Source organism: Alteromonas sp. MmMcT2-2, assembly GCF_022348305.1.
GTDB classification, from domain to species: domain Bacteria; phylum Pseudomonadota; class Gammaproteobacteria; order Enterobacterales; family Alteromonadaceae; genus Alteromonas; species Alteromonas macleodii.
Genome location: NZ_JAKRFA010000005.1, coordinates 114,557 through 128,877, shown reverse-complemented (window position 1 = coordinate 128,877; position 14,321 = coordinate 114,557). Strand labels below are relative to the sequence as shown.

Below are 14,321 nucleotides of genomic sequence, written 5' to 3'. Positions count from 1 at the left end.
AACAAAAACAGCGCCAAAAGGCGCTGCAGACTGTTGAAAAAGCCCTAGACGAAAGTCTGGGGCTTTGATCTAATAGGCATAGTGAAATTCGGAGTGTTCACCATGCTAACCCCAAAGTCCCCACAACAATACGAGTTTGAAACCGTATATATCAATGAACTGGTACCAGAAGACCACTTGGTTCGTTTAATTGATATGGCGATAGATTTTGAGTTTATCCGCGATGAGGTGGCTCATCTATATTGTCAGAATAACGGTCGCCCTTCGGTTGACCCCGTACGCTTTTTTAAAATTCTGTTTCTCGGTTATTTATTTGGTATCAGTAGTGAGCGACGCCTCATTAAAGAGATACAAGTAAATGTGGCGTATCGCTGGTTCTTAGGTATGGGATTGACGGAAGATGTGATTCACCATTCCACGCTGAGTCAAAACCGCATCAAGCGTTTTAAAGACAGCGATATCTATCAGGTTATCTTCGACAACATTGTGCGTCAGGCCATGAAGCAAGGACTCATTGGTGGTAAGAGTTTGTTTGCCGATAGCACGCACTTAAAAGCGAACGCCAACAAGAAACGCTTCGACATAAAAGACTTGAAGGTGACACCGTCAGCTTATGTGGAACAGCTAAACGAAGCAGTAACCAAAGACAGGGAGTTAGAGGGAAAAAAGCCCCTGAAGTGTAAGGAAGACAAGCCTTGCACGAAGCCTACGAAAGTCAGCCGCACTGACCCTGATAGTGGTTTTATGGTGCGCGATGAGAAGCCCAAGGGCTTCTTCTACCTAGACCATCGCATCGTAGATGGGCGTCACGGTATTATCGTTGATACACACGCGACACCAGGAAATGTTCACGATAGCCAACCTATCATTGCGCGTATTGATAGAGCTAGAGACACCTTCAAACTCAACCATATTGCCGTTGGTCTCGACGCGGGCTACTTCACCGCCGCGGTGTGTCATCACCTCGAAGCGCGACAACTGATTGGTGTAATGGGGTATCGTCGCCCTACGAAAAAGAAAGGCTACTTCGCTAAACGCGAGTATGTATACGACACAGAATCTGATACATACACATGCCCCCAAGGCCAGGTTATTGCTTACAACACCACTAACCGCGAAGGCTACCGCCAGTATCACTCTGATGCGAAGCAATGCATAAGCTGTCCCGTTCGTAAGCAATGTACAAACAGTAAGAATCACACAAAAGTTATAACGCGCCATGTCTGGCAGAAGAGTGTCGAGAACGCAAACGAAGTCAGATTAAGTGAATGGGGGAAGAAGCAATATCGAAGGCGAGCTGAAACGGTAGAACGAAGCTTCGCAGATGCAAAACAACACCACGGACATCGATACTGTCGCTATCGCGGACTCAGTAAGGTCTCGATGCAGTGTCTGCTAGCCGCTGCATGTCAAAACATGAAGAAAATGGCCTTAGCCAAGGCTGTATAAGCCTAAATACCCTCAAATCTCGCTCGCAAACCCGCTAATCGAGTAAATGACTCACTTATTGCCCTCTAAGAGCTCAACACTAAAACAAAAACGCCTTATTAAAAAATATCGCGATCGCAGCCTTCGGCTGCTAGAAAAAATAAACCCCTCCGAAAAAAGAGGGGTTTATCATCAATCTGCAGCGCCAAAAGGCGCTGTTTTTTTATAATCTTTAAACAGTTTAGCTTATAGCTTGTCTGCTTCTTCAGATAGGTACTTAGCAACACCTTCAGGCGACGCATCCATACCAGCTTTACCTTCAGTCCAACCCGCTGGGCAAACTTCACCATGCTCTTGGTGGAATGCTAGTGCATCAACCATGCGTAGCATTTCATCAACGTTACGGCCAAGTGGAAGGTCATTGATTACCTGATGACGTACCATACCTTCTTCGTCGATTAGGAATGAACCACGGAACGCAACGCCATCTTCTGGGTGCTCAACATCGTATGCCTGGCAGATGTCGTGCTTAACGTCAGCAACAAGGGTGTACTTAACCGGACCAATACCACCTTGATTTACCGGAGTGTTTCTCCACGCATTGTGTGAGAACTGAGAGTCGATTGAAACACCGATCACTTCAACACCACGCTTTTTGAACTCGTCGAAACGCTTGTCAAAGGCGATAAGCTCTGACGGGCAAACAAACGTAAAATCTAGTGGGTAGAAGAATACAACAGCTTTCTTGCCCTTGATTGCTTCACTTAATGTGAAAGTGTCAACAATTTCACCACTACCAAGTACCGCTGCTGCAGTAAAGTCAGGTGCTGGACGGCCAACTAATACACTCATGAGTCTCTCCATTTATATTTGTATTGTAATAATAGAAGTGATTACGTTGCGTAACCACTTTGATAAGAAATTTCCTTCAAAGAAAATAGGTACGAATATGGAAATAACAATATTAAACAACGAGTTTTTTTACTGATCATACCAATAACCGCTTAACATCCCCCCACACTGTTCAGTCTTTCTTCAATTACCTTGTATTAAATTTGTCATTATCCACTTGCTAAAGCAAAGAATAACAATTATTATCATTTACAGATTCATTTGGAGTACGTTTAATGTTTGTTTGCATGTGCTACGGGGTAACTGATAAAAGCATTCGCGCAGCGGTTGAAGAAAACGGTGTGGGAAATATGCGAGAGTTACGTCAACATTTAGAGCTTGGCTCACAATGCGGTAAGTGTATCAACATGGCGCAACAGATCATTGACCAAACTATCGTCGATGAGTCCCTATTCAAAGACGTTGGCTAGGCAATTAGCCAACCCGCGTATTCTTAACACGCAACGTCATCGCTCTTAGCATTCTTGGCTAGACTTTAAACACCATATTTATTATCACGATTATTCCTTTAAGTGACCTAAGTCATATCCTAGTTTAATTACCTAAGTAACATTCACATCTTCACCTAAAACGATAGGTTGTTGTCCTTTCAAACTCAGAGCTAGGCTCATTTTCTTACTTTCAATGAGTGCAGCGCGCCATTTAACTACGTAGCTTTGCTGAAGCATGCCCTAGTTAAAGGTGTACTCAATGCCTGCATAGTAGAAAGCCCCATTGATACCGCTAGGCGATGTAGGTGGGTAGAGTGCGCCAACTTCACCTTGAAAAGGATTTTCATTAGGCAGCGAATCAAACAGATTTTGGGCGCCGAGGGTAACTTGTGTTTGAGGCAGTACTTTCCATGCAACTTGGGCATCGAATGTGGTTAACGCATTGCCGTATATGTCCATGCCTGCGGACGCATCAAGATGGTCTTCATAAAACTCACCGTAATAGTTAAGTCGCCAAGTAAATGCCCAATTTCCTTTCGATTGCTCCAGCGTGATACTGCCTCGATGAGCAGGTAAGTTATCTTCCAGCATACGAATTCTTGCCCGTGTTAGATTAGGTAGAAGCCGTATTTCGTCCCCCACTTGCGCAGGATAAAGTGTAACCCGCTCTACTTGTGTGTCTGTCCAGTTGAAGGCAAGAAGTAAAGAATTTGACCAATCAGCTAGCGCAAAATTGTAGTTAACAACTAAATCAACACCCTGAGTTTTTGTGTCAAAGTCATTAGTAAAATACTTTGCAGCATTATATTTCGCCGCATCTGGACGCCCTTGGGCAATAAGCGCACTAATGTCGTCGTCGGTTAACGGAATTGCAGATGTCGTACTAATGCGATCAGAAAGGCGAATATTGAAATAGTCGAGCGTTGCAAAAAAGTTCTCGCTTGCCTGCATAACTAGCCCAAGGCTAAAGTTCACCGATTCTTCAGGCGTCAGTGGAGTTGCGCCTAGTTGCAGTGAGATAAGATCAGTTGGAGGCAGCGTTGCTTGGTCTTCCAAACCGTTAACACCGTAGGCGGTAGTTACGTTGATAACATTACTCTGCCCTACTGTTGGGGCTTTAAAACCGGTGTTTACAGATCCGCGTAATGCAAAAATATCATTTAATTTATAGCGAGTACTCAATTTGCCATCAAATGTCGAGCCGAAATCACTGAAATGCTCTACACGTGTGGCCACGCCAAACTGCCATGCTTCGGTAACATAAAATTCCAAATCAGCGTACACAGCCCAATTGCTTCTGCTCCAGTGCCCAGCACTTTGAGGCTGATACCCCGGAAAACCGTTGGAACCGATGGAAAAGCCTTGGTTCAACCCAAGTGGCGGCTCTAGAGCGAAAGGGCCTGCAATATATGACGCTTCGTCGCCGGACTTTTGAAAATAGGTTTCTTTACGCCATTCTAAGCCCACGGCAATGCTAACCGGATCGTCGAAAATAGTTTGAATGAGTTTGTTAAAATCTAAGTTAAGCGTTCGCTCTACTTGCGACACACCACCGGGCGAAAACGACGTTGGCGTTTGTGGCCCTAACGATGGATTAACTGTATTTGAGATGGTGTACTCAATGTCACTGTAGCCCAATGTCGCACTGGCATCCATCGCCCAGCCATTAGGTAACTCATGTTTAACGCCCATCGCAACAGAAGCGTCCGTTATCGTCCCCCCAAATTTTGGTGTGAAACCGCCAGGGAACCACTCGTTGAAAGCAAAACAGTTGGCACCAAGCGCCGTTGTGTTATCTGCAATAAGTTGATACGTGGGGTCCAGCAATACGCTATTACTAGACAAGGTTATAGAAGGGCAAGCAATACCGCTCTCCAGTCCATCTAAGTCTGCCACAATCAGGCGGCTTTCCCCTGTGTTAGGGTCGGTGCGGCTGAACACCCCTTCTCGGGTTTGCGGATTTCGAAAGTAAAAACCACCGTTTATTTCTCTTCTTGCTGCAGTGGCAAAGCTGTAAAATTGTGATTTAGACGAAATGTCTGCGCCTGCATTTAGCGCAAGTTTAATATCTTCGTTAACATCAAGCGCTCCCCATACTTGGGACGGCGACGCGATGAACATATTCCCCCGGTCAATCAAGTTCTGCGCATCAATCCGCTGTACAGAGCGCGACGTGCCATTTTGCTGACGATACTCTGCCGTTGCATTTAAAAAGCCGCTTTCTCCAATAGCAAAGCCCTTATTTAACTGCACTTGAAACAGTTCGCCGTCGCCTTCACTGTAACCGCCAACTTTCAGCGCAACATGCCCTCCTTCACGAGCATCCTTAAGTACGAAGTTAATCACGCCTGCAATGGCGTCTGAGCCATACTGGGCTGCTGCACCATCTCGCAATACTTCGACTTGCTTTAACGCATAGGCAGGAATAACCGATATATCAGGCCCTTGTGCACCGTCAGATAAACCTCCGCCTAAAAACGTGATTACCGCAGAGCGATGGCGTCGCTTTCCGTTAAGCAGCAAAAGCGTGTGATCCGAGGACATGCCTCTAAGGTTCGCCGGCCTTACCAGGCTACTGGCATCATTGATGGGCTGATCGTTTACGTTTAACGAAGGAACCATCACGCTTAACATAGAAAGCACGTCTGAATTTCCCTGTGAGTTGAGGGTTTCAGAACCAATCACATCCAAAGGAACTGGTGAGTCAACAGCACTTCGAGGCGAGTTACGAGTACCGACGACCGCAATTTTTTCAAGTCCATTGCCTCCCTCGTCTGTTTTCTTTTCAGTATCTTGTGGCTGTGTTTCCTTCGCCACTAACGATGAACGAGAACGAATACTTACCGCACCGCTTTCATCAGTCACTACCGCCAATTCTGTTCCTTCAAGAAGCTGTGCCAGCGCTTCATTCAGTGTGAACGTACCTTCCAATGCATTTGTTTTCACTTTTTTTGCTAAATCAAAAGGAAAAAGCAATGTGGTATTTGCCTGTTTAGCTAGTTCGGTTAGCGCTTCATTAGCATTTTGTGCGGGTATTGAAAAGCTGTAAGCACCCAATTTTGGTTCGGTTTGGTCGGGTGATTGCGAAGGGTTGTCTGTTTGTGCATGAAGCGTTGGCGCTGGTGCTATGAAAAGAAAAAAGCCGGACGCCATGTTTAGTGCCGAGAGGGAAAAAATACGGGAGAATTTGCACATTCTTTTTTGCGAAAGGCATTGGGCCGAACACGCTAGAGCATGCAGCTTTTCTATTGCCTTTTTTGTTTGCCTGCTTATCGCAAAATTGCCGTATTGCAAGATATAAAATCGATGTGCTTATTATTTTAATTATATTGTCACATTAAAGAAATTGATGCCAACTACGAATAGTAGAAAGCACCTATCTTTCAGAAATATTTAACTTTTCGCTAACTTAAGCTCAATACTTGTTTCTGTGACTTTCTCGTAATTGATGTTAAAGCTGCTCTTAAGTGCAGACAACAATCCATCTATGTCGCCTACTTTAAAGTAACCCGCTACACGACGCTTGCGCAGGCTTTCGTCCGAAATATTAAAGCGAACGGGTGTATAGCGGCCAATCTCAGCTAATACTGCCTCAAGAGGCTCACCTTTAAATACAATCATGCCTTGTTGCCACGCTAAATCGTCATCTATGTCGTTTTGAGACATGCTCTCACGGGCTTCCACTTTACCTTGTACAGTGGCTTTTTCACCTGCGAACATAAGAAGGCCTTCTTCAGCAACAGGACGTTTAGTGAAGAGCGATTCATTTGAGGATGAAGCCTTAAAGCGGTCTTTCACCAATACCTTTCCGTCGGTAACCACTAACTCAAACGCATTATCATCCACATATTGCATATTAAAGGCAGTTCCAACAGCGGTAACGGTGTTGTTGCCTGCGGTCACAGAGAAAGGGCGAGACGTGTCGTGAGCCACTTCAAAGTGTGCCTCCCCTTTCAATAAAACGATATTGCGCGCCGTTGATGAGAAATCTACGGTAACGACAGAGTTTGTATTTAGATGAAGTTTAGAGCCATCGGCTAGCGTCACGTTTTTCTGTTCGCCAACACCGGTTTGTACCTTTTGTGTTACCGCTGCGAATTCAGGGGTGCTATTTAGCCACGTGCGCTGAACCACTACCCCAACAGCAATTGCCATCACTAAGAATGTGGCCGCTATGCCCCAAACGGCAGTTTTAGACATGTTGCCCTTTTTCGACGACTGACGAGAGGTTGGCTGCGGAAATAAACCGCTCAATTCATTTAATACCGACATGTCGTCCCACAAGCTAGCGGCGTCGAGCAAAGCTTGACGATGCGCATTACTTTCCGACAACCAAGCGTCTAGCTCCGTCTTTTCGTCACTGTTTAAGCCGCGATCGAGACGGCTTATCCATAAGCATGCTTGCTCTTGGATATCTTCTTTGCTTGAAAACTGGCGAATATTATTCATGTTAACTACGGCTTATGTCCTGAGTCGCGTTAGCAGTGGCATGGGGGGATGCACTATCCTTTGACAGCTCGGCTAAGTACCTAGAGCACATCATTAAACCTTTGGCGACATGCTTCTCAACGGTGCTTTCGCTTAGCCCCACAAGCTCTGCAATCTCTTTTTGTCGCATGCCATATACTTTTTTCAGCAAAAATACGCGTTTTACATCAGCAGACAATGTATCCGTCGCTCGGCAAAAATGAATAAAACGCTCTTTGCTTTCTACATTTTTTTCTAAACTGTGACCTACAAGCTCATAAGGCAAAATATCCATGTCATCGAGCTGCTGCTTATTTTTGTTTTCAGCTTTCGCAACATGGTTCAGCGCTAGATTACGCGCTGTCTTGAGCATATAGGTACGCTCATACTGTATTTCTTGTTTTAACTCTGCTTCGTAGCTTTTAATAAAAGCTTCTTGCACGATATCTTCAATGTCGTCGGCGCCAACAATAGAACCTACCGCACGCATTAGCTTTGAGCGGTATTTTAAAAAGGTTTCAGCTACTGTCGACTTTCTCGTCATAATATTAAATGTTTTGTGTTTCGATTTGCTTACATTGGCATCAATAATGCCTGCTTTTTCGTTCTTTTTCACCCAATAAAATAAAAGGGGGCTAATGCCCCCTTAACTTTGAAACATTAAGTGAAAGTTTGGTTTATAGGTAATTGCTTACCTATTAAAAAGTGTAAACACCTCTTAGGTAGTAGAAGCCACCGTTAATACCAATTGGCGAGGTTGTTGGGTACAACGAACCTGCGATTCCGGCATACTGTGTATTCTCATCAGGGTATTCATCAAATGCGTTTTTCGCACCTACAGTTACAGTAAGTTGCTCTGTGAAATTGTATGCTACTTCAAGGTCAACTGTAATTTCTGAACCTACGTTATCAATCGGAAGTGCAGAATCTAAGTGGTCTTCGAAAATGCTACCGTAATAGTTCATACGTGCAAGGAAACGCCAGTCACCATTGGTGTGATTCGCTGTAGCACTGTAACGAACCGCTGGCAGGTTATCTTCCAGCATGCGAATACGCTCAGGTGAAATATTCTCTGATGCACGATCTACTTCTGTCGACGTCCAGTTGTAAGCAAGCGAGAACTTAGTTTCACCGCCCATCATTTCCATCGAGTAATTCGCAACAACATCAACACCTTCGGTGGTGGTGTCGAAGTCATTAGTAAAGAAGCTGATTTCAGAGAAGCTAGACGCATCGTTGATACCTTGCTCAAGCAGCGTGGCAATGTCTTCTTCAGTCAGCGCAATACCAGAGGCAGTACTGATACGGTCAGTCAGTTCGATGTTGTAGTAGTCTGCGGTAATGAATAGACCATTATCGAAATCGGCTACCACACCAAACGTGATACTTTCTGACTCTTCAGGCGTTAACTGCTCACCACCTTTAAGTTGAGACACTGGATCTGTCGGAGGCAGTGTTGCACGGTCAATAAGTTCACCACCTGTACCAAACGCGGTAGTTACGTTACGCACGTTGCTTTGACCAAGGGTAGGTGCTTTAAAGCCTGTTGAGAACGCACCACGGAAAGCGATGTTCTCAAGTGCTTGCCAACGGAAAGCAATCTTACCTTTCGTTGTGTCACCGAAATCAGAGAAGTCTTCATAACGTAGCGCACCGGCTAACATGAAGTTTTCAGTGATATACGCTTCTGCGTCAATGTACAGTGCGATGTTGTTGCGGGACACACGACCTTGGCTATTGGCCGCCAAGCCAGGGAAACCATTTGAGCCAATGCCAAAGCCTTGTGTCGCCAGCGGACCTATTTCATAAGAGGCAGTATCACCTGCAAAGCTCTCATAACTTTCGTTGCGATATTGGAAACCAGTTGCCACGAATAGTGGTTCATATAAACCAACATCAAACGGCTTAGTGAAATCAATATCAAGGGTTTGCTCAGACTGCGTATAGCGACCTGGGCTAAATTCTGTAGGTGTTTCTGGACCTAAAGACGGGTTGATGGTGTTGCTAATAGCAAAGTCAACTTCGTTTTGGCCAAGGTTCAAGCTCACGTCATACGTGATATCGTGGTCAAGTTCGCCTTTCGTACCAAAGACAAGTGACATGTCTGTAACCGTACCACCGAAACGAGGTGTGAAACCACCTGGCAGCATTTCGTTGAACGCCCAACAGTCAGGGTTGTTCTGAACTTCGTTAATATAACGCGGGTTCTCTAGTACGTTATCACCAACTACGATGTCGGTTGGACAGTTACCTGACATATCACCGGTTAAATCACCAACAAGCAATAGTTGCTCGCCATCGTCATTTGTACCACCATCGTTCACACCACCACGATTATGCGGATTACGGTAGTAGAAACCACCTTCAACTTCACGCTCGGCGTAGTTACCAAACATGTAAGCTTCTGAGGTAGCAGAAAGCTCAATACCTGCATTAGCGAAAAGTTTGATGTCGTGTTTAATTTCAGGTGAGCCCCAAATTTGCGCAGGGTCTGCAACAAAGGTGTTCCCTGCCGCTATCAATTCAGCAGCATCGGCACGCTGTACACTTCGAGATGTGTCATCTGCAGTGCGGTATTCAGCTGAAAGGTTAATAAAGCCTTTATCAGATAGCGGAAGACCTACGTTGCCCGACATCTGAATCATGTCGCCGTCGCCTTCGTAGTAAGAGCCGTAACGGGCTTCAAACGAACCGCCTTCTGATGCATCGTTAAGTACGAAGTTAATTACACCCGCAATCGCATCAGAACCGTATTGTGCTGCTGCACCATCACGAAGTACTTCCACTTGCTTTAATGCCGCTGCTGGGATAACAGAAATATCAGGACCTTGTGCACCGTCAGAAAGACCACCACCAAGGAAAGTGATAACCGCAGAACGGTGACGACGTTTACCATTTACAAGCACAAGCGTGTGGTCTGATGCCATACCGCGAAGGTTAGCAGGACGAACAAGCGTTGAAGCATCGTTGATCGGCTGGTCGTTTACGTTAAAAGACGGAACAACAGTCTGCATCATAGATACCATATCAGTGGCACCCTGCTGCTTAAACTCTTCGTCAGAAATAATGTCAATTGGCACCGCTGAGTCAGCGACCGAGCGTGGTGCTGCACGCGAACCAACTACCGCAATTTGTTCGAAATCTTCGGCTTTAGCACTCTCTTCAGCTTCTTGCGCATAAACAGGTGCAGCGGCCATTACTGAAAACGCAGCTGATGCGGCTAATACGCCACGCACGTTTTTGGTCAATAAAGACAAGGTTGTATTCATGGTGGTTTCCCGGAGTTTCTCTAAGACACCTTCATCGTTTTAAACACATTAAAAAAATGCTCAGAGTAGTTGTTATTTTTTACCTTCAACACTGACTCATTAGCGGTCAGATGGTGTTTTTTATAGAACGCAAGATATTAAAAAACAAACCTTTTTCGACAAAATAAAAATATTTTTTCACTCCGTAGAGGATTTTAATTTCTGACCTGTCTATATAATTTTTATGGGAATAAAAGTGCGGGATTTTTGGCGGGTTTTAATAAAAAAAGCCGACTATAAGCCGGCTTTTAAATCGTTTTTTACAAACCTAAAGATTTGTACATGGAAACAAGATTTACTCTGCTTCTTTGTACTTTGCAGCCGTTTCTTTAATAAGCGGTTGAAGCTCGTTTTGTTGGAACATTTCAATAATGATATCGCAACCGCCTACAAGCTCACCTTCAACCCATAGTTGCGGGAATGTCGGCCAGTTTGCATATTTTGGTAGTTCTGCGCGGATGTCTGGGTTTTGAAGAATATCTACATAAGCAAATGGTTCGCCACATGACATCAACGCTTGCGATGCTTGTGAAGAAAAGCCACAGCTAGGTAGTTTAGGAGAACCCTTCATATACAATAAAACTGGGTTTTCTTCGATTTGCTGCTTGATTCTATCTAGCGTTGATTGATTTTCAGTATTATCCATTTGATTCCTCTGAGCACAAAAGTGTATTCCCAGTTAGATGGGAATGCATGAATGATTTATCAAGGGAAAGGGTATCATAATTTTATGTTTAATTACCCATAGCTGAATTGATCTTTTCAACCTCTGGATCGTTATCTACCCATACATTGCAATACAAATTAGTGTCACATTTTAACTTTTGAAAAAAAATTCACATTTTTGTCATTGAGTTATAGGACTTTATCCCCACATTTGGGATATGCTTTAGCGTCTAAAGCAGTATATTGAACATAGAATTAATATGCACTTATTGAACAGGCGAAGATAAGTGGGCTTTAGACTACAATACTAAACCAACATGGAGACCGTCATGGCTTTTGAATTACCAGCATTACCATACGAACAAAATGCACTAGAACCGCATATTTCTGCTGAAACGCTTGAGTACCACTATGGCAAGCACCACGCTACTTATGTAACTAAGCTTAACGGCCTAGTTGAAGGTACTGACATGGAAAACAAAAGCCTAGAAGAAATCATCAAATCTTCTGATGGCGGTGTTTTCAATAACGCAGCGCAGGTATGGAACCACACGTTCTACTGGCACTGTCTAAGCCCGAATGGCGGCGGTGAGCCAACAGGCGCGCTAGCAGAAGCTATCAACGCGAAGTGGGGCTCATTTGCAGACTTCCAAGCAGCATTTAACGATAAAGCGGTTAACAACTTCGGTTCAAGCTGGACGTGGTTAGTTAAAACTGCAGACGGCAGCCTAGATATCGTTAACACAAGCAACGCGCAAACGCCTATTTCTGGCGACGACCTTACGCCAGTGCTTACTGTTGACCTTTGGGAACACGCTTACTACATCGACTACCGCAATGCGCGTCCTAAGTACCTAGAAAACTTCTGGGCGCTGGTTAACTGGGAATTCGCAAGCAGCAACTTTGCATAAGCCAAAGACTGAAGCGTTAAGCGCCTTGCGCTCTTAACAGCGTAAAGTATCAGTTATAAAAAGCCCCGCTTCCAAGCGGGGCTTTTTTGTGCACTGTTGTTCATTAAGTGACACTAAATTCTTATTAAAGTTGCATTTTTCATTAGACGAAAAGATTAAAAACTATACACAATAATTACTATCGTTTTCCCAAATACCTACTAAGCTGAAATTACGGGGTTCCGTATTTAAGGGGTATTCATGGGTATTTTTGAACACTATCAAAGTCGCTATGAAGAGCGAAAACAGGAAGAGTTCACCATTGGGGAGTTCCTTGAAATTTGTAAAGAGGATCAAACCGCCTATGCAAATGCAGCAGAACGTTTGTTACAAGCTATTGGTGAACCTGAATTAATCGACACTGCCAACGACCCGGCACTTAGCCGCATTTTCTCAAACCGCGTTATTTCTCGTTATCCAGCTTTTTCAGAATTCTATGGCATGGAAGAAGCCATAGAACAAATCGTTTCTTACCTTAAACACGCCGCACAAGGTCTTGAAGAGAAGAAACAAATTCTCTATTTGCTCGGCCCAGTGGGTGGCGGTAAATCGTCTCTGGCAGAGAGACTTAAAGAACTGATGCAACACGTACCTATTTACATGCTGAAAGGCTCGCCTGTTAACGACCATCCATTCTGTCTGTTTGATGTCAAAGAAGATGGCGACATTTTACAAAAAGAGTACGGCATTCCTAAGCGCTACTTAAAAACCATTATGTCGCCGTGGGCACGCAAACGCCTGCATGAATTCAATGGCGATATTACCCAGTTCAAGGTGGTTCGCGTTTATCCATCAGTGCTCGACCAGGTGGGTATCGCTAAAACCGAACCCGGTGACGAAAACAACCAAGATATTTCATCTTTGGTGGGTAAAGTTGATATTCGCCGCTTAGAACAATATGCACAAAACGACCCTGATGCTTACAGTTATTCAGGTTCACTATGTAAGGCCAATCAGGGCTTAATGGAATTTGTGGAGATGTTCAAAGCACCGATTAAAGTGCTGCATCCACTTTTAACTGCTACACAAGAGGGTAACTACAACCCAACAGAGGGCTTCTCTGCCCTTCCCTTCGATGGGCTTATACTTGCGCATTCAAACGAATCTGAGTGGCAATCGTTTAGAAACAATAAGAATAACGAAGCCTTCCTAGACCGTGTCTATATAGTAAAAGTACCGTACTGTTTGCGAGTACGTGAAGAAATTAAGATCTACAAAAAGTTACTAGACAGCAGCGAGCTTAACGGCGCGCCCTGTGCGCCAGACACGCTAGAGTGTTTAGCGCAGTTTACTGTGTTATCGCGCTTGAAAGAGCCAGAGAACTCCAGTCTATTTTCTAAAATGCGCGTGTATGATGGCGAGAGCCTGAAAGACACCGACCCGAAAGCCAAGTCTTATCAAGAGTACCGCGACTACGCCGGTGTCGATGAAGGCATGGAAGGGTTATCCACCCGCTTTGCATTTAAGATTCTCTCCAGGGTTTTTAACTTCGATCATCAAGAAGTGGCGGCAAACCCAGTCCATTTGTTTTATGTACTGGAGCGTCAAATTGAACGGGAGCAGTTCCCTCAAGAAACCGCTGATAAGTATTTGGAGTTTTTGAAAGGCTACCTCATTCCTCGCTACGTGGAATTCATTGGTAAAGAGATTCAAACGGCTTACTTAGAATCGTATTCTGAATATGGGCAAAACCTGTTTGACCGCTATGTAACCTATGCTGATTTCTGGATCCAAGACCAAGAGTATCGCGACCCAGAAACCGGACAGCTGTTCGACAGAGCGTCACTGAATGCTGAGTTAGAAAAAACAGAGAAGCCTGCAGGAATAAGTAATCCGAAAGACTTCCGTAACGAAATCGTTAACTTTGTTTTGAGAGCCCGTGCAAATAACGGCGGCAAAAACCCAGCATGGACCAGTTACGAGAAACTTCGCACCGTGATTGAGAAGAAAATGTTCTCTAACACGGAAGACTTACTGCCGGTTATTTCTTTCAACACCAAAGGCTCTGCAGAGGAGCAGAAAAAACACGACGACTTTGTAAATCGTATGACCGAGAAGGGATATACGCAAAAACAAGTTCGGTTGCTGTGTGAATGGTACCTGCGCGTACGTAAAGCGTCTTAGCGCTAAACGCATGTGGTGCTGAAGCGCGTGTAATG

At 44.6% G+C, this 14,321-nt stretch carries 10 protein-coding genes; 4 read left to right on the top strand and 6 right to left on the bottom strand.

Annotated elements, in window-relative coordinates; translation table 11 throughout:
• Positions 1 to 102 precede the first annotated feature (102 nt).
• On the top strand, positions 103 to 1,449 hold the full coding sequence (locus MHM99_RS05155) for an IS1182 family transposase (RefSeq protein ID WP_061439450.1): 1,347 nt from the start codon (positions 103 to 105) through the stop codon (positions 1,447 to 1,449).
• Between the two features lie 225 nt (positions 1,450 to 1,674).
• Here MHM99_RS05155 and MHM99_RS05150 read toward each other — a convergent pair whose 3' ends face one another.
• Positions 1,675 to 2,280 (bottom strand): peroxiredoxin C, encoded by a 606-nt coding sequence (locus MHM99_RS05150; protein WP_014948770.1) that lies wholly within the window; start codon positions 2,278 to 2,280, stop codon positions 1,675 to 1,677.
• 275 nt (positions 2,281 to 2,555) lie between these two features.
• Here MHM99_RS05150 and MHM99_RS05145 point away from each other — a divergent pair, with 275 nt between their 5' ends.
• Complete coding sequence (locus MHM99_RS05145; RefSeq protein ID WP_014948769.1) at positions 2,556 to 2,750, top strand: bacterioferritin-associated ferredoxin; 195 nt, start codon at positions 2,556 to 2,558, stop codon at positions 2,748 to 2,750.
• A 261-nt stretch (positions 2,751 to 3,011) separates the two neighbouring features.
• On the opposite strand, the gene MHM99_RS05140 is transcribed toward MHM99_RS05145, so the two are convergent.
• The 5 genes from MHM99_RS05140 to MHM99_RS05120 all read right to left on the bottom strand — a co-directional run bounded on the left by MHM99_RS05140 (position 3,012) and on the right by MHM99_RS05120 (position 11,192).
• Positions 3,012 to 5,924 (bottom strand): TonB-dependent receptor, encoded by a 2,913-nt coding sequence (locus tag MHM99_RS05140; RefSeq protein WP_239218418.1) that lies wholly within the window; start codon positions 5,922 to 5,924, stop codon positions 3,012 to 3,014.
• Positions 5,925 to 6,164: 240 nt separating this feature from the next.
• Positions 6,165 to 7,220 carry a FecR domain-containing protein gene (locus MHM99_RS05135; RefSeq protein WP_239218416.1) on the bottom strand — a complete coding sequence of 352 codons (1,056 nt, stop codon included), beginning with the start codon at positions 7,218 to 7,220 and terminating at the stop codon, positions 6,165 to 6,167.
• A gap of 1 nt (position 7,221) precedes the next feature.
• Positions 7,222 to 7,854 carry an RNA polymerase sigma factor gene (locus MHM99_RS05130; protein WP_202940938.1) on the bottom strand — a complete coding sequence of 211 codons (633 nt, stop codon included), beginning with the start codon at positions 7,852 to 7,854 and terminating at the stop codon, positions 7,222 to 7,224.
• Between the two features lie 82 nt (positions 7,855 to 7,936).
• Entirely contained in the window at positions 7,937 to 10,507 is a 2,571-nt protein-coding gene (locus tag MHM99_RS05125; protein WP_061094562.1) for a TonB-dependent receptor, read from the bottom strand.
• A 334-nt stretch (positions 10,508 to 10,841) separates the two neighbouring features.
• Positions 10,842 to 11,192, bottom strand: coding sequence for a Grx4 family monothiol glutaredoxin (locus MHM99_RS05120; RefSeq protein WP_202940940.1), 351 nt, complete (start codon positions 11,190 to 11,192; stop codon positions 10,842 to 10,844).
• Positions 11,193 to 11,541: 349 nt separating this feature from the next.
• Here MHM99_RS05120 and sodB point away from each other — a divergent pair, with 349 nt between their 5' ends.
• Positions 11,542 to 12,123 (top strand): superoxide dismutase [Fe], encoded by a 582-nt coding sequence (gene sodB / locus MHM99_RS05115; protein ID WP_014948764.1) that lies wholly within the window; start codon positions 11,542 to 11,544, stop codon positions 12,121 to 12,123.
• Positions 12,124 to 12,363: 240 nt separating this feature from the next.
• The gene (locus MHM99_RS05110; protein ID WP_014975982.1) at positions 12,364 to 14,286 is read left to right on the top strand and encodes a PrkA family serine protein kinase; all 1,923 of its coding nucleotides are present in this window, start codon (positions 12,364 to 12,366) and stop codon (positions 14,284 to 14,286) included.
• The last annotated feature ends 35 nt before the right edge of the window (positions 14,287 to 14,321 follow it).